The organism is Flavobacteriales bacterium (genome assembly GCA_020635395.1).
Classification (GTDB): Bacteria; Bacteroidota; Bacteroidia; order NS11-12g; family UBA9320; genus UBA987.
The window spans coordinates 537,817-557,740 of record JACJZV010000002.1 but is presented as its reverse complement, the minus strand read 5'-3'; the positions used below and the strand labels follow the sequence as shown (position 1 = coordinate 557,740).

The 19,924-nt window shown below is 39.4% G+C and carries 18 protein-coding genes; 9 read left to right on the top strand and 9 right to left on the bottom strand.

The annotated features are described in order from the left end of the window. The first annotated feature begins 34 nt into the window (after window positions 1-34). A complete protein-coding gene (locus H6607_08625) occupies window positions 35-787 on the top strand; it encodes a 2-oxo acid dehydrogenase subunit E2 (protein MCB9262423.1) in 753 nt (250 codons plus the stop codon). Then, the gene (locus tag H6607_08620) at window positions 784-2,055 is read left to right on the top strand and encodes a cytochrome P450 (protein ID MCB9262422.1); all 1,272 of its coding nucleotides are present in this window, start codon (window positions 784-786) and stop codon (window positions 2,053-2,055) included. Before H6607_08625 ends, H6607_08620 begins: the two co-directional genes overlap by 4 nt. Here H6607_08620 and H6607_08615 read toward each other — a convergent pair. Genes H6607_08615 through H6607_08600 form a run of 4 tightly spaced genes read right to left on the bottom strand, consistent with a single transcriptional unit; the run spans window position 2,043 to window position 5,080 of the window. Further along, window positions 2,043-2,477 carry a 3-dehydroquinate dehydratase gene (locus H6607_08615; protein MCB9262421.1) on the bottom strand — a complete coding sequence of 145 codons (435 nt, stop codon included), beginning with the start codon at window positions 2,475-2,477 and terminating at the stop codon, window positions 2,043-2,045. The two genes, H6607_08620 and H6607_08615, sit on opposite strands and share 13 nt — an antisense overlap. A gap of 38 nt (window positions 2,478-2,515) precedes the next feature. Beyond that, entirely contained in the window at window positions 2,516-3,157 is a 642-nt protein-coding gene (locus H6607_08610; protein ID MCB9262420.1) for a WG repeat-containing protein, read from the bottom strand. Window positions 3,158-3,189: 32 nt separating this feature from the next. Next, entirely contained in the window at window positions 3,190-4,581 is a 1,392-nt protein-coding gene (lpdA, locus tag H6607_08605) for a dihydrolipoyl dehydrogenase (GenBank protein ID MCB9262419.1), read from the bottom strand. A gap of 4 nt (window positions 4,582-4,585) precedes the next feature. Further along, entirely contained in the window at window positions 4,586-5,080 is a 495-nt protein-coding gene (locus tag H6607_08600) for a gliding motility lipoprotein GldH (protein ID MCB9262418.1), read from the bottom strand. Window positions 5,081-5,255: 175 nt separating this feature from the next. Between H6607_08600 and H6607_08595 the strand changes: the two genes are divergently transcribed. From H6607_08595 to H6607_08570, 6 genes are all read left to right on the top strand, one after another. Continuing rightward, on the top strand, window positions 5,256-5,612 hold the full coding sequence (locus H6607_08595; GenBank protein MCB9262417.1) for a hypothetical protein: 357 nt from the start codon (window positions 5,256-5,258) through the stop codon (window positions 5,610-5,612). 1 nt (window position 5,613) lies between these two features. After that, window positions 5,614-6,597 (top strand): GTP 3',8-cyclase MoaA, encoded by a 984-nt coding sequence (moaA, locus tag H6607_08590; protein ID MCB9262416.1) that lies wholly within the window; start codon window positions 5,614-5,616, stop codon window positions 6,595-6,597. Next, window positions 6,594-7,775: a molybdopterin molybdotransferase MoeA gene (locus H6607_08585; protein MCB9262415.1), complete on the top strand. Its 1,182-nt coding sequence runs from the start codon at window positions 6,594-6,596 to the stop codon at window positions 7,773-7,775. The genes moaA and H6607_08585 overlap by 4 nt, the downstream gene beginning before the upstream one ends. 63 nt (window positions 7,776-7,838) lie before the next feature. After that, window positions 7,839-8,942, top strand: coding sequence for a glycine cleavage system aminomethyltransferase GcvT (gene gcvT, locus H6607_08580; GenBank protein ID MCB9262414.1), 1,104 nt, complete (start codon window positions 7,839-7,841; stop codon window positions 8,940-8,942). Between the two features lie 32 nt (window positions 8,943-8,974). After that, complete coding sequence (locus H6607_08575) at window positions 8,975-9,406, top strand: hypothetical protein (protein MCB9262413.1); 432 nt, start codon at window positions 8,975-8,977, stop codon at window positions 9,404-9,406. Further along, a complete protein-coding gene (locus H6607_08570; protein MCB9262412.1) occupies window positions 9,388-10,344 on the top strand; it encodes a hypothetical protein in 957 nt (318 codons plus the stop codon). The genes H6607_08575 and H6607_08570 overlap by 19 nt, the downstream gene beginning before the upstream one ends. Here the strand turns inward: H6607_08570 and H6607_08565 are convergent. The 4 genes from H6607_08565 to H6607_08550 form a co-directional block, all read right to left on the bottom strand. Beyond that, on the bottom strand, window positions 10,341-12,230 hold the full coding sequence (locus tag H6607_08565; GenBank protein ID MCB9262411.1) for a class II glutamine amidotransferase: 1,890 nt from the start codon (window positions 12,228-12,230) through the stop codon (window positions 10,341-10,343). The genes H6607_08570 and H6607_08565 overlap by 4 nt on opposite strands. A gap of 121 nt (window positions 12,231-12,351) precedes the next feature. Next, window positions 12,352-12,822: a hypothetical protein gene (locus H6607_08560; protein MCB9262410.1), complete on the bottom strand. Its 471-nt coding sequence runs from the start codon at window positions 12,820-12,822 to the stop codon at window positions 12,352-12,354. A 21-nt stretch (window positions 12,823-12,843) separates the two neighbouring features. Next, the gene (locus H6607_08555) at window positions 12,844-13,176 is read right to left on the bottom strand and encodes a winged helix-turn-helix transcriptional regulator (GenBank protein MCB9262409.1); all 333 of its coding nucleotides are present in this window, start codon (window positions 13,174-13,176) and stop codon (window positions 12,844-12,846) included. Between the two features lie 124 nt (window positions 13,177-13,300). Continuing rightward, complete coding sequence (locus H6607_08550; protein MCB9262408.1) at window positions 13,301-16,228, bottom strand: gliding motility-associated C-terminal domain-containing protein; 2,928 nt, start codon at window positions 16,226-16,228, stop codon at window positions 13,301-13,303. Between the two features lie 302 nt (window positions 16,229-16,530). Here H6607_08550 and kynU point away from each other — a divergent pair, with 302 nt between their 5' ends. Next, the gene (gene kynU, locus H6607_08545) at window positions 16,531-17,790 is read left to right on the top strand and encodes a kynureninase (protein ID MCB9262407.1); all 1,260 of its coding nucleotides are present in this window, start codon (window positions 16,531-16,533) and stop codon (window positions 17,788-17,790) included. Here kynU and H6607_08540 read toward each other — a convergent pair whose 3' ends face one another. Further along, window positions 17,791-19,869, bottom strand: coding sequence for a tungsten formylmethanofuran dehydrogenase (locus H6607_08540; protein ID MCB9262406.1), 2,079 nt, complete (start codon window positions 19,867-19,869; stop codon window positions 17,791-17,793). Between the last annotated feature and the right edge of the window lie 55 nt (window positions 19,870-19,924).

Genomic DNA, 19,924 nt, shown 5'->3' with positions numbered 1-19,924 from the left:
TTTTAAGGGTATTTGCTCATTTTTGCCAATCAAAATGAAAAAGGTGCGGATTGATACTTCCCAAAAAATGACAGCTGATGCTGTTCGGTTAGGGCAGCAAATTCCGTACATACATGCTTTGGTGGAGTTGGATGTTACCGAAGCCAAAATAGCCTTGAGAAATTATCGAAAGGTACACGGTCAAAAAATTAGCTTTTCGGCTTATGTTATGCACTGCGTGGCACAGGCAACTGCCCGTCATCTGCAGCTAACTGCTGTTTGGGGTTCAAGAAAAAAAACCTTGTATGATGAAGTTGATTTCTTTTTTGCGTATGAAAATTCATCACACCAGCTTCAACATCAATTAATTAGAAATATCCAACGCAAAAGTATTTCGCAGCTTCATCAGATTCTTTCCGAATTGGTAAAAGGGAAAAATAAACCACTAATGGGGAGCCAAAAATTTTTTTTAAAGTTACCCTGGTCTCTTCGGAAATTGTTCTATAAAATTTGGTTTTTAAGTGCCACCACCAAAAAGAAATATTTTGGCACCGTCTATTTTTCTTCTATCATCAATTATTCTGCCGATAGAAGAACTTGGGGCATTCCGCTGCCAATGCACAGTTTAGGCATTTTTATAGGAACTGTAAGCAACAGATTGATTAAAAATCAGGGAGAAATTGAGGAACGACAAATGCTACAAATAACGGTAAGCGTTGATCATCGAATAAGCAATGGAGGCGATATGGCCAGATTTGTTCATTGTTTGAAAGACATTATTGAAAACCAGAAACTGAAAATTGAGTGAGTGCTAGAATACCAAAAATAAGTGGGCTTCGATTACTTTTAGTTGCATTACGATTGCTCAAAAAACCATTAAACACGTTACAACATCTTACCCTGAAAAAAGGTTCGGTAATTGAATTTTATGCAGGAAAACACCAGCAACTATTTTTGATAAATGATGCCGAGGCAATTAAATACATATTAAAAGAAAATAAGGAAAATTTTAAGCGTTCTCCCGTCATTAAGGCATTGAAACCTCTATTGGGCAACGGTATTTTTATTTCGGAAGACAAAGATTGGGCGGAGCAACATAAACTTTTAAAACCTGCATTTCACGACACCATTATTAAAACATATTTGGAAGTAGTGGAGCAAGAATGTAGCCAGCTTGTGGATAAATGGAAAACCAAAAAGTATCTGAATATTGAGCCGGACATTGAACTTTTGATGCTTAAAATTTTGTGGAAGACCCAATTCGTTAAAGACTTTGAACCTGATTTTCAAAAGATAATCGTTGCTCAATCAACGATTTTAGAGTTTACGAATATCAAGACACAAAAGCTCAATTATTTTAAGAAAAAGTTAGGATTAAAAGGTACGCTCCAATCGGTGGATGCCGAAATAGACTATTTGATTGCCTTGGCCAATGAGGTAATAAAATTTGCAAAACGTAATCCTCAAAAGGCTGGATATTGGCTGCAAAAAATGATTTTGGAAGAGAAATCGAACTTGGAAATGAAGGATATGATTTTGAACTTCATTTTTGCCGGATACGACACCACTGCTTCTGCTCTGAGTTGGAGTTTGTTCGCATTGGCAAACCAACCTTTGGTGCAACAAAAATTGAGAAAAGAAAACGATGAATCTTATCTAAAAATGGTTATTCAAGAGGCTATGCGGCTATATCCGCCGGTTTGGTCTATACATCGGCAATCGGAAAAAGCCGATAGTTTTTTGGGGTATCATTTTGGTGCAAAGTCGTATTTTATGATTTGTGTTTACACGCTACACCGCCAACCGGGATATTGGCAAAAACCCAATGAATTTTACCCGGAGCATTTTCTGCCTGAAAACATCAAGGGAAAAGCATTTCAGTATATTCCTTTTGGCCAAGGCGAAAGAATTTGTATTGGCAAACCATTGGCTATGATGGAGTTGCAAATTGTTTTACCAAAGTTGTTACAACATTTTTTATTTGAAATAAGATCTGCGGAAATGCCAGAAATTGTGCCTGGAATAATTATGAAATCCAAAAAAGGGATTTGGCTTGATTTGAGCTATTTGTCTTGATATTCAATGCAATAACGCACAGCCATTTTGTATCCTTCCAAACCAAAACCAAACAGACAAGCGTGACAATATTTGGCAAGCAAATCGATGTGCCGCTCTTTCTCGCGAGTGTATATATTGCTGATATGTAGTCCAATGGTTTTGGCTGGAACAGCTGCCACAGCATCGGCAATGGCAATGGAAGTGTGGGTATATGCGGCGGCGTTGAGAATCAAAAAATCAGCTTTAAAACCAAATTCTTGAATGAAATTTACCAATTCGCCTTCAACATTACTTTGTACGTAGGTAAGCGTTAATTGGTCTTTAAAACTTGATTTTAATTCTTCAAAGAATGTTTCAAAAGGGGTATTGCCATATATTTCAGGCTGTCGTTTTCCCAAAAGATTGAGGTTTGGACCATTAATGATGACAATGTTTTTCATGTTGCAAATATGGCTTATTGATTGTTCATTTGACCCCATTATTTTAACCCTAAGTAGATTTGTTCTCCTCTCCGAAAAGCAAGACCATCTTTTGTAATAAATTCAAAATCAAAAGGATAAACAGCATTACCAGCCTGATTTATAACTCCCCATTTTTGATTTTTGCAAACAATAAAGAAGTTGTTAGACACAATTATTGGTGCAAAATCATACCCCATTTTCCAAATTTCATTACCGGAGGTGTCAATAATATTCCACAAACTATCGGTTAAAACTGCAGCAAATCCATGCTGAAACGACTGGACACGGGTGTATGTTAATGGGCAAATTTCCCGCCCAGTTTTATCAATAAAACCCAACATCGAATCTTGGCTAACGGCGGCAAATCCATTTTCAAATTTGGTAACTGTGGTGTAAATCCAATCGGTAACCGCCTCAAAATTCGTGTCAATATAGGCATATAGTTCACCCATATTCGCCCAGGCTAAATTTTCGGAAAAGGCTGAAACTTCGGTGTATGTGTAGTCCGTTTTTTGAACGCCGTTTTTAAAAAATGCGTATTTATCGCCCAGTTTTCGGGCTTCAATTTGACCACAGGCCTTATTGTCGTTTATTCCAAAAGCCAACAAAACCAAAAGGCCTATTTTTAAAACAGTTCGATATGTGTTTAGGTTGCTCATTTTTATGTAAATGGCCAACCGAAATGGTATGTTTACATGTGCAAAGCACGGTTGGCAGTGGCTGCCAAAGCAGCTTCTTTTGTAACCTCCGATGTGGTTGGGTGTGCATGACTCATGCGGGCAATGTCTTCTGCACTTGCTCGAAATTCCATAGCCACCACTGCTTCGGCTATTAAATCTGCTGCACGGGGACCAATAATGTGAACGCCCAATACTTCATCGGTTTCTTCATCAGAAAGTATTTTTACAAACCCGTCCAAATCCATTCCGGCCACGGCTCGTCCATTTATTCTAAACGGAAATTGCCCCACTTTATAGGCGACGTTTGCTGCTTTTAATTGTTCTTCTGTTTGGCCCACGGCGGCTACTTCCGGCCAAGTATATACCACACCAGGAATTAAGTTATAATCAATATGAGGTTTTTCACCTGCCAAAGTTTCTGCCACAAAAACGCCTTCTTCTTCAGCTTTATGTGCCAGCATGGCTCCTTTTATTACATCACCAATGGCATAGATATTTGGAGTAGCGGTTTGTAAATGTTCATTCACATCTATCCGTCCTCTATCATCGGTTTTTAATCCGGCAGCCTCTAAGTTTAAACCATCTGTATATGGTTTGCGGCCAACGGATACTAGGCAGTAATCTCCTTTTAATTCAATTTCGCCTTTGTTTCCTTCCGCTTTTACAGAAACGGTTTTTCCTTTTGCAGTAACAGAAGTTACTTTGTGGCTCAAATAAAAATTAAAACCTAATTTTTTTAACACTCGGTTAAGTTCTTTTCCCAAACCTTTATCCATGGTTGGAATAATCGAATCCATGTATTCTACCACCGATACTTCTGTACCCAAGCGGGCATATACCGAACCCAATTCCAAACCAATTACTCCACCACCAATTACAATCAGTGATTTAGGAATTTCGGGAAGGTTTAAGGCTTCGGTGGAAGTAATAATTCTTTTTTTGTCGATGTTTATTCCTGGAAGGCTTGATGGTTTGGAACCCGTGGCAATAATGATGTTTTTGCCCGTAATTTTTGTTTCGGTTTCGCCTTTTACCAATACAGTGTTTTTGTCGATGAAACTGCCCATACCAATGTGAACATCAATTTTATTTTTCTTCATCAAAAACTCGACACCCTTGGTCATTTGCGATACCACATCGTTTTTTCTTGAAACCATTTGGCCAAAATCTACTGACAAACCAGTTACATTAATGCCATGCTTTTCAAACTTATGTTGTGCTGCATGGTAGTGTTCGGAACTGTCTAATAGTGCTTTTGATGGTATGCAACCCACATTGAGGCAAGTGCCACCCAATGTGTTGTATTTTTCTACAATGGCGGTTTTCATGCCCAATTGTGCACAGCGAATGGCGGCCACATATCCGCCGGGTCCCGAACCAATAACTATTACGTCGTATTGCATTTTTTTAAAAAATTTCTCTTCCTAAATTTATTTTAACACCTCTATCGTGTATGCCTTGCAAACTTTCCGTTCGCATATATTGAACAATTTTGAGGGTGTATTTTCCTCTTTTTTTCAGTGAAAGTTCGTTGTAAATTGGAAAGTTGTAGCTGTGAAAATCTCCGGTGCCTTTGCCAAGCCATTTTCCGGCTTTGTCGGCCACGTCAAAATTCATTATTTCGTTTTTGCTCAAATTATTTGGTCCCTTCAAAATCACCTTGAAATAAATATTGGCAAACGGATATGTTTCGGTCAGTCGGGTATTGAGCCATAAGTTGTGATAATGTAGTGTATCGGTCACTTCAAAAGTGGTTTCTAAGGTGTCGTCTTCCGCCCACGTTTCGTTTGGAAGATCAAAGCTTTCGTTGTAGATAGTTTGACTATCGCACGCAAAAAGAACCACCGGAAGCAGCATTAGCACCGATATGTTTTTATATTTTTTTATCAAATTAGAAATCATTGTATAACTAGGGCAAAATTAAGGTTTAAGTTTAGAGCATAAAATTTCATTTTTTTCATACCATTAAGGCATTAAGAAAATGAGAGGGAATGATGAAAAACTAAATGAAACTTAATTTTCTCCTCGGCGAACAAGTCTTAATGGTTGAAAAATTCAGTTACTTTGAAAATTCATTATGAAACTGAGAATTTTAGACAATTCTATTCGATTAAGGCTCAGCCAAAAAGAGGTGGAGCAAATTGGCAATGGCCAAAAAGTGCTTTGTGAAACGCAATTCGGCAATAACAGTCTGAAATATTTGTTAAAAACACATACAGATTCGGTTGAAATACAGAGCGATTTTGAGCAAAACTGTATTGTGATTTCTGTTAATGAAAAATTGGCTTACCATTGGGCAAATTCTGATTTGGTAGGTTTGCAAACGGCCAATGGACAAACTCCATTTGTGTTGATAGAAAAAGATTTTAAATGCCTAACCGAACGAGGGGAGGATGAAACCGATTTGTTTGAAAATCCGAACACAACGTGCTAGTATGCAATTGATAGACTCTCATAATAGAATCATTGACTATGTGCGATTGGCGGTAACGGATCGATGCAATTTGCGTTGCACCTATTGTATGCCCGCCCACGGAATTGATTTTGTGCAACGAAAGGAGTTGTTGAGCTATGAAGAAATGTTGCGGTTGCTCAAAATTTTGAAAACCCTTGGGGTAAATAAATTGAGAATAACAGGCGGTGAACCTCTGGTTCGAAAAGATTTGATTCCTTTTCTGCAAGAGGTAACCAATCAAAAGATTATAGATGGCTATCATCTTACCACCAATGCCACCTTAACACTGCCTCGTGTGCAGGATTTGATAAACTGCGGACTCAAAACCATCAATATAAGTTTGGATTCGTTGGATAGAGAACAGTATAAAACCATCGCCCGGCGTGACGATTTGCAGAATGTTCTTGATTCGATTTATGCTTTTTATGAGCAGAAAATTCCGATAAAAATAAACATGGTGGTAATGAAAGGGGTGAACGAAAAAAATATTATTACCCTGGCTGAACTGGCCAAAAATAATTTTATTGATGTTCGCTTTTTGGAGGAAATGCCTTTTAACGGATTGGGGGAAATAAAAAGTGAATATTATTCGCATCAAGAAATTGAAGGCTTCTTGACAAGTCATTTTGGACCACTTGAATTGCAAAAGGTAGAAAAATCATCCACATCAAAAGTGTTTTTGGCTGCCGGATTTAAAGGAAAATTAGGAGTAATCCCATCGTTTAGTCGCACATTTTGTGGAACGTGCAACAGACTTAGAATAACACCTACCGGCGTTTTAAAAACCTGCTTGTATGGCAAAGGAGAACTTAACCTCAAAACACTTTTAACCAACGGTAGCTCGGATGCGGAAATTACCACGGGGATTATTGATGCAGTTGCCCGAAAACCCAAAAATGGTTTTGAAGCCGAAGCCCAACGAAATTTTTTGTTTAACGAAAGCATGGCAAGCATTGGCGGATGATAAGTGTTGAGCAAGCCGAAAATATTGTGTTAAGCAATGTTCTAAAACTGGAAATGGAAGAAATTTCTTTGGATAGTGCATACCAAAGAGTTTTAGCCGAAAACATTTATGCCGATAGAGATTTTCCACCCTTTAATCGGGTGGCAATGGATGGGATCTGTATTTGGTTTGAGGATTTTGGAAAAGGCAACCGTCATTTCGAAATACAAGACATACAAGCCGCAGGAAGCCCGCAAAAATTTCTTCAAAAGGGCATGGCTATGGAGGTAATGACGGGAGCAATGTTGCCGGAGAATGCCGATACAGTGATTCGATATGAAGATTTAGAAATAAAAAATAGGTTTGCTAAGGTGCTAATCGAAACTGTTGTTAAGGGGCAAAACATCCATCATCAAGGCACAGATGTGTTGCAAAAAGAGCAGCTAATTTCAAAAAATACCACCATCAGAGCTGCGGAAATAGGTGTTTTAGCTACCGTCGGAAAATCAACATTAAAAGTATATAGCCTACCCAAAGTTGCAATAATAAGTACCGGAAATGAGTTGGTAGAGGTTGGTCAACTGCCCGAACCTTATCAAATAAGAAAGAGTAATGTATTTGTATTGCAAGCTTTGCTTCAAAAATTCAAGGTTGTCTCGGATGTTTTTCATTTAAAGGATAATGAAGTTGAAATGGCCGATGCACTAAAAGAGCTTTTGAATAACTACGACGTGCTACTTTTAAGTGGGGCAGTGAGCAAGGGGAAGTTCGATTTTTTGCCCAAGGTATTGGAAGACTTAAAGGTCGAGAAATTATTTTATCAGGTGGCTCAAAGACCGGGAAAACCGTTTTGGTTTGGTAAGAGGCAGAATAAAGCAGTATTTGCTTTTCCAGGCAATCCAGTTTCAGTTTTTGCCTGTGCGGTTCGGTATTTAATGCCGTGGTTTTCGGCATCTATGCATCAAAAAATAGAAATTGAATATGCCGAACTGACCAAAGAAATTTCATTCAAGCCAAACCTTACATACTTTTTGCAAGTCAAAACCGAGAATAATCAGGGCAAATTACAGGCAACGCCAATGGCCGGAAATGGTTCCGGCGATTTGCATAATCTGGTGGAAGTAAATGCTTTTTTAGAGTTGCCTGCCCATAAAACGGTATTTGAAAAAGGTAAAATTTTGAGGTTGTGGCGTTTTTAAGCAACAATCTCCGGCAAAAGTGTATTTTTTACTACTTTTGAACCACTAATAAACAGCACAAAAATGTCGAACACAGAACAATTAAAAAACACGTCACTAACTCACGTACATCAAGCCCTCGGAGCTAAAATGGTTCCTTTTGCGGGATATAATATGCCAGTGCAATACACTGGGTTGAAAGAAGAACATTTTGCCGTTCGAAATTCGGTGGGCATGTTTGATGTTTCGCACATGGGCGAGTTTATGGTAAAAGGTGAGAAGGCCACCGATTTATTGGAGTGGATTACCTCTAACGACATTAGCAAATTGGTAAATATGCAGGCTCAATACAACTGTATGCCCAATAAAACAGGGGGAATTGTAGATGATTTGATTGTATATAAATGGGCGGAAAATGAATATTATTTGGTTGTAAACGCCAGTAATATTGAAAAAGACTGGAACTGGATTGTATCTCAGAATGAAGAAAAAGGATTTGGGGTAGAGTTGCAGAACATGTCGGAAGCAATGTCGCTACTTGCCGTGCAGGGACCAAATGCTCAAAAACTTGTTCAAAAGTTGACGGATGTAGATTTGAGTGCCATCGAATTTTATCATTTTGCAATGGGAAAAGTAGCCAATATAGACGACGTGATTATCAGCAACACCGGCTATACCGGGGCTGGCGGTTTTGAGCTATACGTAGCCAACGAGCATGCCGAAAACCTTTGGAATGCCATTATGGAGGCCGGAAAAGAATACGACATTTTGCCATGTGGCTTGGGCTGTAGAGATACATTGAGATTGGAAAAAGGATATTGCCTTTATGGAAACGACATCAATGACGAAACTTCGCCTATAGAAGCAGGATTGGGTTGGATAACCAAATTTGAAAAACCATTTGTAAACTGGGAGCATCATGCCAAAATAAAAGCCGACAAACCAACCAAAAAATTAGTAGGCTTTGAAATGATTGATCGAGGAATACCTCGTCAGCACTATCCAATTGTGGACGCGGCCGGAAACACTATTGGTGAAGTAACCAGCGGTACGCAAAGTCCATCGCTCGACAAGGCCATTGGTATGGGCTATGTAAAAGCCGATTTTAGCAAATTGGGTTCCGAGATTTTTGTTGAAATACGTGGCAAAGCTCTAAAAGCAGAAGTGGTAAAGTTGCCGTTTTTGTAAAGAATTTTGTCTCAAAAAAATAAGAACACCTCATGAAAAAAAATAAAGACTATACATTGCTTATTCCTAAAAATGTAATTTTACGTTTTTGCACTGTTCGGATTTTGATTTCAATTTTTTTCTTACAGATAGGTTGGGGGCTGGCTATGTCTCAAAATAGAAGTTCTTTCAGTTCCTCAGATAACCAAATTTGGAGACATATTGATACAATTAAAGGGAAAATCTATTCACAAGAAGAAAGAGATTATTTAATAGATTCTTTTAAAGCTGAAGTTAGAGAAATTTATAGAGAGCTTTGGAATGGGATTGACACAATAGACGGCAAGGTTTATTCCGATGAGCAGAAGGACTCAATTATTTATTCAAACTCACAAAAAGCGGTGAATTTTGATTTAGATTCCTTCACTAAAAACAATTTTAAAATTCGGGTTCTAAAAACAATCTCATGCTATTATTATATGTAGTTATAATGCTGATGGCAATGCTGGGTATTGTTGCTTTAATTTTCGGAAATCATCGAGATACGAAGAATACTCAGCCCAAAATGACAAAAGAGCAAATGAATGATTTTTTTCTTGCAAAAATCCATGAAGAAGCTGCAAAAAAAGGGTTACTTTCTGATAATGGGCTGATAAAACAAAATGTCAACTCCTCTGATGCAGAAAAGGAAATTCGAATAAACGGGAATGACATATTTCTTTCCTCTAAATATGTTATAAAAAAAACAATCGCTATACACCCTGTGATTCCGTTGCACAAAAACTCAAGAAAAATCAATGTTTGGCTTGACGAAAATCCATATTTATCTTTTGAGTTGGATTTTACAAAATTTTGCGAGGATTCTATGGAGTTTATTCACCTAGAAATAAGAATAAATACGAATTTATCAGTACAGATTGAGGGCTTGCTTAGCGAAAATGAGGACAGTTTTTTAGATACTAATCCTGCATTTAGATTTCAACCATTTTATCTGAATAAACTACCTGTGATGGCAGAGGGAAACAATAGTTTTGAAATTGGATTAAACTATAATGGGTATATTACTCCTGGAAATGTAAGATTTGTATGTGTTTGCGAGAAATGTAGAGAGAGTTTTAATTTAGATAAATGGCATTGCGGTTTTTCGGAAACAAATTTTGCCTATTCAAGTACATGCAAAGAGGTGGCATTAATTGAAAGAAGGGATTATTCGGCTATTTCAATTAAAACGGATGAAGACATTTTAAAATTTAACAATCATTTACCACCTTCTTCTGACGGGGAATTTTTATATTTAAACCCATTACGCTGCCCAAATTGTTCAGATATATTCTTCGATTATCAGAAAAATCCAGAGTCCCGAAAGAGGGAGTATTATGGTTTACATTATGTCGGCCAAAAAATAGTAATCAGTCGTCCCTAATACGCCCGCTCATTATTTCCCTCCATATAAAAAACGAAGGATTTGTTTACAACTTTATTACCTCCCGGTGTTGGGTAGTTGCCTGTAAAATACCAGTCGCCTATATGATTTGGACAAGCTTTGTGCAGGTCTTCTACTTTTTGATAAACAATTTCAACCTGTGCTTTCATATCGCTTGGTGTAACCAATCGTGCAATTTCGTCTGATATTTCTTGGTCAGAAAATAAATCGTACAGGTCTTTTACCACATTTCGCATTTCGGCAATGGGTTTTTTCAATTCTTCTTTGCAGGCTTCATATACCTCATGCAACTTGTGCATTTGGTTGCTTCTTTCAAGCAACTTGAGCATGGCTCTGAAAGCTACAAACTCATTCATGCGGCTCATGTCAATGCCGTAGCAATCGGGGTACTTTATAATGGGGGCACTACTGGCCACTATAATCCGTCGAGGACTTAGTCTATCCAAAATGCGAAGAATACTCTTTTTTAACGTGGTTCCTCTCACAATTGAATCATCCACAACCACAATAGTGTCACGCTTTTTGTTTATTACGCCGTAGGTCACATCATAACCATCGCCAACCATGTCGTCGCGGTCTTTATCTTGGGTAATAAAGGTTCGCATTTTGGCATCCTTTACCAAAATCTTTTCTCGACAAATTTTGATGTTTAGTATTTTGTCTAACTCTTCGGCCGATGGGTTGTCCAGTTTTAAAATGGCTTCTCGTTTGTAGCGATCTAAAAACTTATACACCCCATCAATCATGCCATAAAAACAAGTTGCCGCGGTATTGGGAATGTAGCTAAACACCACCGGTCGCACGTCGTAATCAAGTTTTTCAAGAATCACTCTCGATAGTCTTCTTCCGAGTTCTTTTCGCTCTGTATAAATATCCGCATCGCTTCCTCTCGAAAAATAAATACGCTCAAAAGAGCAACGTTTTATTTCGGCAGGCGGCAAAATATTTACTTCTTTAATGCTTCCTTCCCGATTTATGATTAAGGCATTTCCGGGAGTAAGTTCTTTTACCTCATCTATGGAGGTATTAAAGGCGGTCATAATTGCAGGACGCTCGGAGGCAACAACAAATACTTCGTCATTCTGATAATAGAAGGATGGACGGATTCCAACATTATCTCGCACCACAAAGGCATTGCCATCTCCCACCATGCCTACCATGTTGAAGCCGCCATCCAAATTTCGGAATGCGTTTTTGATAACGTTTTCCATGTTCAGGTTGGCTTTTATTTTGGCAGCAATTTCTGTATTATCAAGGTTTTCTTCTCGGTATTGATGAAAAAGCCGTTGATTTTCTTCGTCTAAAAAATGACCTATTTTTTCAAGAACCGTAACATTGTCTGACCGTTCTTTTGGATGTTGCCCAAGGTTAATCAACACGTCAAAAAGCTCATCAACATTGGTAAGGTTATAGTTCCCAGCCAACACCAACGAGCGGCTCATCCAATTGTTTTGCCTAAAAAAAGGATGAATATTTTCGATGCTGTTTTTGCCGTGAGTGCCATATCTTAGATGGCCTAAAAGCAGCTCTCCGGCATACGGAAAATGTTGTTTGAACCAAGCAATGTCGTCAATTTTTGATTTGTCAAGTTCGCTAAATGAGCGATTTACTTCTTCAAAAACTTCCAAAAGAGCTGAGCGGGAGTTGCTTCGCTTTCTGGCAACATAGCGTTTGCCATATTCGGGGTTGAGTTTTATGGTGGCAATTCCGGCTCCATCTTGCCCCCTGTTGATTTGTTTTGCCATCAACAGTTGCAGTTTTTTTATACCATACAGCGGTGTGCCATATTTTTCTTGATAATGCTCAAGAGGTTTTAAAAGTCTGATAAAAGCAATGCCACATTCGTGCTTTATGGGGTCACTCATTTTTTGTATTTTGAGCGTGCAAAGTTAATAAATACTCTATTCAAAAATGAGTGAATTCTACCAAGTCATGTAACACTCTTTTTTGAAATTGAACTTAATTAATTGGCTTGTAGAAACGCCTTTAACAACAGCCTGAACCCGGTGTACAGCATGTGGACTTTGATTTTAAATCCGACAATTTTACTTTGAGTTTTTCTGGTGGAATACCACAGTGATCTTTTGCCAAACAATCGGTTTGTTTTTCTTTCAACAAAAAGTTGTTTCCGTCAAAATCCAAACCATATCGACCAATGGTTTCTGTTTGATATTCTACCTCGATTTCTAAATCTTCATCGTTAAAAAGAGGAGCGGCAATGTTTATAATCTTCTGCAATTTTTGTGGTTCAAGTCGATGTTCAAAATCATTGGCTACCCAAAGCTGAAAATTAATGGTTTTCTCTGTTCGGATAACCCCACCACAATCAATAAAGTGTTTAGTGGTAAGTCCAGCCTCGGTTATGTGAAAATGCCGTGGGACAAAATGGCTATTGGGTTGCACAAAGTTTATTTCGGAAACATTGTTGAGATGATTTTGGAATTGAGATAATTTCATTTTTTTTTAAATTTTAGATATTTAACAACAGTTTTCTTTTCGTTGGTTGAGGTGAGTTATAATATTTTCTATATAATTTTTTAAGAGTGTGATGGCCTTTGGATTTAGGCAGTAGCAAATGGCATTTCCTTCAATTGTTCCCTGAATCAATCCAGCAGCTTTTAGTTCTTTGAGATGCTGGGAAATAGTGGCTTGAGCCAGTGGAAGTTCATTTACAATATCCCCACAAATACACGTTTGAGATTTTAGCAGAAGCTCAATAATGGCAACTCTTGCAGGATGCCCAAGTGCCTTTGCAATAGAAGCAATTGCGTTTTGGTTTTCTGAAAAATGATGTGCTTTTGATATGCCCATTGTGAATTATAATATTGCAATATTACGATATTAGGTATCAATCGGGCAAACATTTTTTTCGAACTATTCATTCGAGTTTAGATTTGCCTTTTATTAATGATTAAATGAAGTTTACAGCAACGAATTACCTTACTAAACTCACCACCCGTTGCTCCCGCACCCATTTGCTTTCGTTGGTTTTTACCAAAATAAACACGGTGTAAGCACCCAATGGGGCAGGTTTTTGGTTTAAGGTTCCGTTCCATTGTTTTCCGCTAAAAACAAGCTCACCCCAGCGGTTGTAACACTGCATTTCAAACGAATCCATGCCCAAAGCCAATGGCTGATACACATCATTCAGCCCATCGCCGTTGGGCGAAAAGGCGTTTGGAATAAATAGCACGGGTTTGTATGGCACACAAAGTACGTTGCTGTGGCTGATAATGCTGTTGTTTTCGGTTGATGTGGCCTCAATACGGTAGCACTTGTGGGTTTGCAAACCGCTAATGGCCGAGGCCAAAAAATCGTTGTCGGTATAGTTGAGCGAACCATCGCCCAGCGAGGCAACGTTTACAAAACTGCCATCGGTTTGCTGCACCTGCACGGTGTAGTTTTGCACGCCTTGTGGCCAGGTTTCGTAGGCTGTCCACTCCATAATGCTCAGTTCGTTGTTGCCGCCTTCGTTGCCTGTCAGTAAAATGGTTTTGCCCAAGTTGCTGTTGGCCGATTTTTCGTAGCATTGGTTTTGAGCCGCCACGGTGTAGGTGTAGGAGTTGGCTTGCACGTCCACCAACGAATCTTCAAAAAACAAGTTTTGGGTAATGGTTGGTTGGGCGTTATCACGTTGTAATACATAGTTTTTTGTGTGTGGCAAGGCTATCCAGTTGGTCAGCACTTTATTTTGCTCTACCGAGGCCACCACTATTTGCGGGGCAAGGTTTCGGTCGAAACTTGGGTAAAGTTTTAGCCATTGAGTGTCGCGGGTGATGCAGCCCGTGGGGCCATGCAACACTTGGTAAATGGGCAGCACCATTGCCGAATCGTCGGTTTGGTCAACCACAAAACGATGCAACACAGGCGAGTAAATTTCTTGATTGGTTACGGTTGATGAAGAGCCGTCACCCCAAATTAATTGCATACTGTCCACCGGGTCGGTAAACTTGTATGTGGCCAATACATCGGCAGGGCTACACACTACATTATCCGAAAGCAAAAAACCCGGCTGCGGAGCAGGCAATATGTTTACCTTGTTTTGCAGGGTAAAACTATCGGTGCAAAAGCCGTCGTTTATGGTAAGTGTAACAATGTAGTTGCCTGATTTGGTATAGGTTTTTGATTGCACGGAACCCGCCGTGGGGTTAACCAAAGTTTCAAATGTTCCATCGCCAAAACGCCAGTTATACACCACGTCTTTTCCTTTTTTTGCCACCGTGCTTTTGTCTATGTAGTCATACCCAATCCATTGGCAACCCATGGTGTCGGCCACCGCAAACAGCGGTTTGGGGCTTTGCAAAATAGTGATGCTGTCGCTGTACCACACCCAGCCTCCAGCGGAATTAAACGCACGAAGTTTTACAAAATATTTTCCGGCATTGGCATACGTGTGCTGCACCGCCCATTGGCCGTTGAGCCGAGTGGTGTTGAGCATATCGGCACTATCGCCATCGCCAAAATAAAACCGATACCGCACAAAATGGCTGCTGTCGCTGTTGTTTACAAATAGGGTGTTTTGCCCGTGGCAGTTGTTTTGGGTGGTGTATTCTACCCGTTTGTACATGTTGGGGTTGTTGGGGACGCTAAAGGTTCTTGTAAGAATATTAGACGAATAATAATTTAACAATTTTAGTTCCGGAGGAGCCGAAAGAACCATTTTACCCGGTGCATTGGGGTTGGTAATAACAAAAACTTGATCGGAGAACAAATAGTCGTTGCCTCGACCTAATGGGTCTTTAGTTAAGCCAAAAACAGTTGGGAATACATATATTTTTCCATTGGGAGCAAGCCTGATTTTTGTGTAATCGTAAATAAATTTACTGGAGTATTTTGGCCCTAGGCTCACTTCATCAATTACATTACCTGCGGTGTTGACCTTTAAAATTTTAGAATATCCTTCCACCTGAGAAATATTATGAATAGCCATAATATATACAAAGGAGTCATTTGGCGAAATGGCAAATTCATAAAACCAGTATTGAGATTTAATATCTCTTTTGTTAGCGTCAATATATGTTTCCAACCGTTTCATGATACAGGTTTCGGATTGGATAAATCCTTCTTCCGAAACATCCAATGAACTCAATGCATTACTTCGATGGTATAGCTCCCCATTCAAATAGTTATCTTTCCCGTTGCTGCTATGTACTGCGAAGATTTTGTCATTGCGGTTATTTAGTTGATACCCATGGTATCCTCCGAAACCTTCTGTATTTTGTTCTAAGCAGAGTTGGTTCTGTTTTTTTTGCAAAAGTGTATTGGTGTTTTTTTGAAAATCATAATGATAAAAATTAAATGTATCAGCGTGCGAAACATAATATTCTACACCCGCATTTGTGCTGTTGAAGATGGTAAATCGGCCTCGACTCATCCAAATTGAATCTTTACTAAAACTATCAAACTTGGTTTCCCTTAACTTATTAAACGATGGTAGCTGATAGGTCGTGACATAGATTATATTTTGATTGCCGTAAACATTTGATGCGGGTTCTTCAGGACTCGGATAGTCCAATATTTCAAGTGTATCGCCGTGTACAAACAAAAAATGACAAGCCCCAATTTTCAGGTTTTCATGGACGTGCTTTAGTACTAATTTGTGTTGGCTGTCAAAAATTCTAAGAGCCTCAATATCATCAATTTTGGTGTAGTATAATAACTCTCCGTTCGAATTACAGAGTGTAACGTTGTCAAACGAACTATAGCCCCAATCAAAATTAGTTCCATCGTCATATCCTGAAATTAAAGGGGGCTCAAAGTTAAAATCCATTTTAATTAAAAATCGGGCATTGTCCACAATCCAAACATTGTTTTCTTGTGCCTTGGCAGTATTGAAGGCAGGAATTAACAAAAACGCCAACATCCCAAAATGCCATAAAACTCTTACCCATAAGATATTACGATATTGTATATACATTTTTAGGTTTTCTTTTTCATTAATGTTAAAAATATTGGCAATTGCGACTAAAATTTGGGTCTGGCCAGACAAAATGTTAGAGGTTTTGCTTGTAACAAATGTTACACTTGTTTTGTCATATTCTTCAACCTATCATGGTAAGAAATGGTTACCTTAAATTATTTTGACATTTTACTGACTTCAGAAAAATGAGAGCATTAAGAAACGAATGCTAAGCAACTAAGTATCAAAGAAACTACCTTTGCCCCATGCAATTTGAAAATACACACGATTTTGCTCAAAATCTGGATAACAATGATTTGTTAAAATCTTTTAGAAGTCGGTTTTTTATACCTCAACATAGTGGAAACGACTGTGTTTATTTTACAGGAAATAGTTTGGGATTGCAGCCAAAATCGGCTATCGATAAGTTGAAACAAGAACTTGATGATTGGGCGAAATTGGGTGTAGAGGGTCATTTCGACGGAAAGAATCCCTGGTTTCATTACCACAAATTTTTCGCTGAATCATCGGCCAAAATTGTTGGGGCAAAACCGGAAGAAGTGGTAGTAATGAACAACCTTACGGTAAATCTTCATCTAATGATGGTATCGTTTTATAGACCCACAAAAAACCGATACAAAATAATCATGGAAGCCGGAGCTTTTCCAAGCGATCAATATGCTATGGAGTCGCAAGCCAAATTTCATGGATTCAAATATGAGGAAGCTGTGGTGGAAGTATCTCCGAGAGATGGAGAACATCATTTACGCACCGAGGATATTTTGCAAACCATCGAAAAACATGGAGATAGTGTGGCGTTGGTTATGTTTAGCGGTGTTCAATATTACACAGGGCAGGCTTTCGACATGGCGAAAATTACTCAAAAAGCCCATGAAGTTGGGGCATTGGCAGGATTTGATTTGGCACATGCTGCCGGAAATTTGGTTTTAAAACTGCATGATTGGGATGTGGACTTTGCCGTGTGGTGCAGCTATAAGTATTTGAATAGCGGGCCCGGCGGAGTTTCGGGTGCGTTTGTACACGAACGGCACGCCCAAAATGCAGATTTACCACGGTTTTGTGGTTGGTGGGGTCACAAAGAGTCGGAGCGATTTTTGATGAAAAAAGGATTTATTCCTGAATATGGTGCTGCCGGATGGCAACTTAGCAATGCACCTGTTATGAGTATGGCCGTGCATAGAGCCTCGCTTGATATTTTTGATGAGGTGAGTATGGAGCAACTCAATCAAAAATCGAAACTACTCAATGCATTTTTGCAATATGTTGTGGAAGATGCTGCCCGAAACAATGACAAACTGAGTTTTGAAATTATTACACCCGAAGAAAGAGGCTGCCAACTATCGGTTTTGACGGGCAGTAATGGCAAACAATTGTTTGACTATTTGACCAAAAATGGAGTGATAGCAGACTGGCGAGAACCGAATGTAATTCGGATGGCTCCGGTGCCTTTATACAATTCGTTTATGGATGTATATCGGTTTGGGGAAATATTGAAGAGCTTTTAACTACCACTCAAGCAATTCCTTAACCATAGCCGTTAGTTTCTCGGCATTGGGCAACATCACTTTTTCTAATCCAATATTTAACGGAACAGCAGGAGTGTCAATACTTCCCATAGTTTGAACTGGAGCATCTAAAAATTGAAAACATTCTTTAGAAATTCTTCCGGCCAATGCTTGTGCAAAGGAGTTTGTTATTGTTTCTTCAGTCAAAACCAATGCTTTACCATGTTTTTTAACGGCTGCAAAAACGGCTTCGTCATCGCATGGGCTCAATGTTCGTAGGTCAATTATTTCCAATTGATTGTTGAAATTTTTTGCTGCGGCTTTTGCCCAATACACCCCCATTCCGTAGGTAATGATAACCATTGATTCGCCATTTTCAATGGCTTCTTCTGAAGCATGCACCACGGTGTTAGCTTTTCCCAGCGGAATGATGTAGTCTTCACTTGGTTCAGGAGTTTTTGCCTCTTCCGTGCCGGGCACTTTGCTCCAATAAAGGCCTTTGTGTTCAAACATAACCACCGGATTTGGGTCGTAAAAAGCGGCTTTCATTAATCCTTTCATGTCGGCAGCATTGCTCGGATAAATTATTTTTATTCCTTTTATGGGTAAAATGCTGCTCTCAACCGTTCCCGAATGATATGGGCCTCCACCACCGTAGGCTCCCGTTGGAATTCTAATAACACTTTGCACATGATATTTTCCGCGGCTCAAATAGCCTGATTTGCTTAATTCGGTTACCAATTGATTGACCCCAGGCCAGATGTAATCGGCAAATTGAATTTCGACAACCGGTTTGCAACCTACCGCACTGAAGCCTGCTGTGGAGCCAACAATATATGCCTCTTGAATAGGCGTGTTGAACACTCGGTCTTTTCCGTATTTCTGAGCTAAAGTAGCTGCTTCTCTAAACACACCACCCAAACGAAAACCAACATCTTGCCCGTAAAGCAAAGCCTCGGGATGTTTTTTCAGAAGTTCATCTATAGCGTGCAAAGCGGCATCAACCATGATAATGGTTTCGGCTCCCGCCGGGCTTCTTTCGCCTTTTTCTTCGGTAACAGGGGTAGGAGCTAAAATGTTCTCCGTTAATGTTTCGGCCAAAGGTTCAGGAGCGTTTACTGCTCTTTCAAATTCTTGGGCAATAAATTGCTCGGCTTCTTCAAAAACGGTGTCTAATTCGGCCTCATTTTCGCCAAGCGAAATCAAAAACTGTTTGATTTTTGGGAAGGGGTCATCTTTTGTATCTTCCTCTAAATCATCTCTATACCACTCGCTTCTCACCCCACTGGTATGGTGACCGAGCAATGGAACTTTGGCATGAACCAACATGGGTTGTCTGTTTTCTCTAACCCAGTTGATGGCTTTTTTCATTCCATCATAGCAAGCCACAAAATCAGAACCATCTATTCGCTGAGTGTTCAATCCTTTAAAGCCTTTGGCAAAGTCAAATGCGTCCATAGCTCGCATTTCATCTCCACTGGCCGATATTCCCCAGTCGTTGTCTTGCACAAGGTAAAGAATGGGTAGCTGATGAAGTACAGCCATTTGAAGTGCTTCGCTAACTTCTCCTTCGGTCATGCTTCCATCGCCAATTGAGCAAACCACTATGGGGTCTTTTTCTGTCAAAAGTCCCTGTTGTTCTTTATACTTTAAACCATGAGCTATGCCAGTTGTTGGTATGGCTTGCATGCCGGTGGCACTGCTTTGATGGGCAATGTTAGGCATATTTTCTCTGTTTAACGATGGGTGAGAATAATACGACCGCCCTCCGGAAAATGGATCATCGGCTTTGGTTAGCAATTGCAGCATGAGTTCGTAGGGCTGCATGCCTATACCAAGCAATAATGATTCATCGCGATAATACGGGGCAACCCAATCGTGGTTTTGCAATAAATAGGCTGTGGCTAATTGAATGGCCTCATGCCCTTTGCTGGTTGAATGAACATATTTTGTGATGTTTCGATTGGCATCGTATATAGCAGCCATAGCACGGCTAATACACATACTTTTATATGCCTTTTTTATGATTTCGACTCCCGCAGGGCTTCGTTTTATAGATACGCTTCTCGACTGTTTCATTGACGCTGCAATTTTACGTCATAAAGCCTGAAACAAAAAAAGTACAAATGCTATA

Excerpts from the sequence above, each read along its gene's own strand:
- H6607_08585 (MCB9262415.1), top strand. The coding sequence starts at position 6,594 with ATGATAAGTGTTGAGCAAGCCGAAAATATTGTGTTAAGCAATGTTCTA.
- H6607_08565 (MCB9262411.1), bottom strand. The coding sequence starts at position 12,230 with ATGAGTGACCCCATAAAGCACGAATGTGGCATTGCTTTTATCAGACTT.
- H6607_08570 (MCB9262412.1), top strand. The coding sequence starts at position 9,388 with ATGCTATTATTATATGTAGTTATAATGCTGATGGCAATGCTGGGTATT.
- kynU (MCB9262407.1), top strand. The coding sequence starts at position 16,531 with ATGCAATTTGAAAATACACACGATTTTGCTCAAAATCTGGATAACAAT.
- gcvT (MCB9262414.1), top strand. The coding sequence starts at position 7,839 with ATGTCGAACACAGAACAATTAAAAAACACGTCACTAACTCACGTACAT.
- H6607_08625 (MCB9262423.1), top strand. The coding sequence starts at position 35 with ATGAAAAAGGTGCGGATTGATACTTCCCAAAAAATGACAGCTGATGCT.
- H6607_08615 (MCB9262421.1), bottom strand. The coding sequence starts at position 2,477 with ATGAAAAACATTGTCATCATTAATGGTCCAAACCTCAATCTTTTGGGA.
- H6607_08600 (MCB9262418.1), bottom strand. The coding sequence starts at position 5,080 with ATGATTTCTAATTTGATAAAAAAATATAAAAACATATCGGTGCTAATG.
- H6607_08540 (MCB9262406.1), bottom strand. The coding sequence starts at position 19,869 with ATGAAACAGTCGAGAAGCGTATCTATAAAACGAAGCCCTGCGGGAGTC.
- H6607_08595 (MCB9262417.1), top strand. The coding sequence starts at position 5,256 with ATGAAACTGAGAATTTTAGACAATTCTATTCGATTAAGGCTCAGCCAA.
- H6607_08575 (MCB9262413.1), top strand. The coding sequence starts at position 8,975 with ATGAAAAAAAATAAAGACTATACATTGCTTATTCCTAAAAATGTAATT.
- H6607_08555 (MCB9262409.1), bottom strand. The coding sequence starts at position 13,176 with ATGGGCATATCAAAAGCACATCATTTTTCAGAAAACCAAAACGCAATT.
- lpdA (MCB9262419.1), bottom strand. The coding sequence starts at position 4,581 with ATGCAATACGACGTAATAGTTATTGGTTCGGGACCCGGCGGATATGTG.
- H6607_08550 (MCB9262408.1), bottom strand. The coding sequence starts at position 16,228 with ATGTTGGCGTTTTTGTTAATTCCTGCCTTCAATACTGCCAAGGCACAA.
- H6607_08610 (MCB9262420.1), bottom strand. The coding sequence starts at position 3,157 with ATGAGCAACCTAAACACATATCGAACTGTTTTAAAAATAGGCCTTTTG.
- H6607_08560 (MCB9262410.1), bottom strand. The coding sequence starts at position 12,822 with ATGAAATTATCTCAATTCCAAAATCATCTCAACAATGTTTCCGAAATA.
- moaA (MCB9262416.1), top strand. The coding sequence starts at position 5,614 with ATGCAATTGATAGACTCTCATAATAGAATCATTGACTATGTGCGATTG.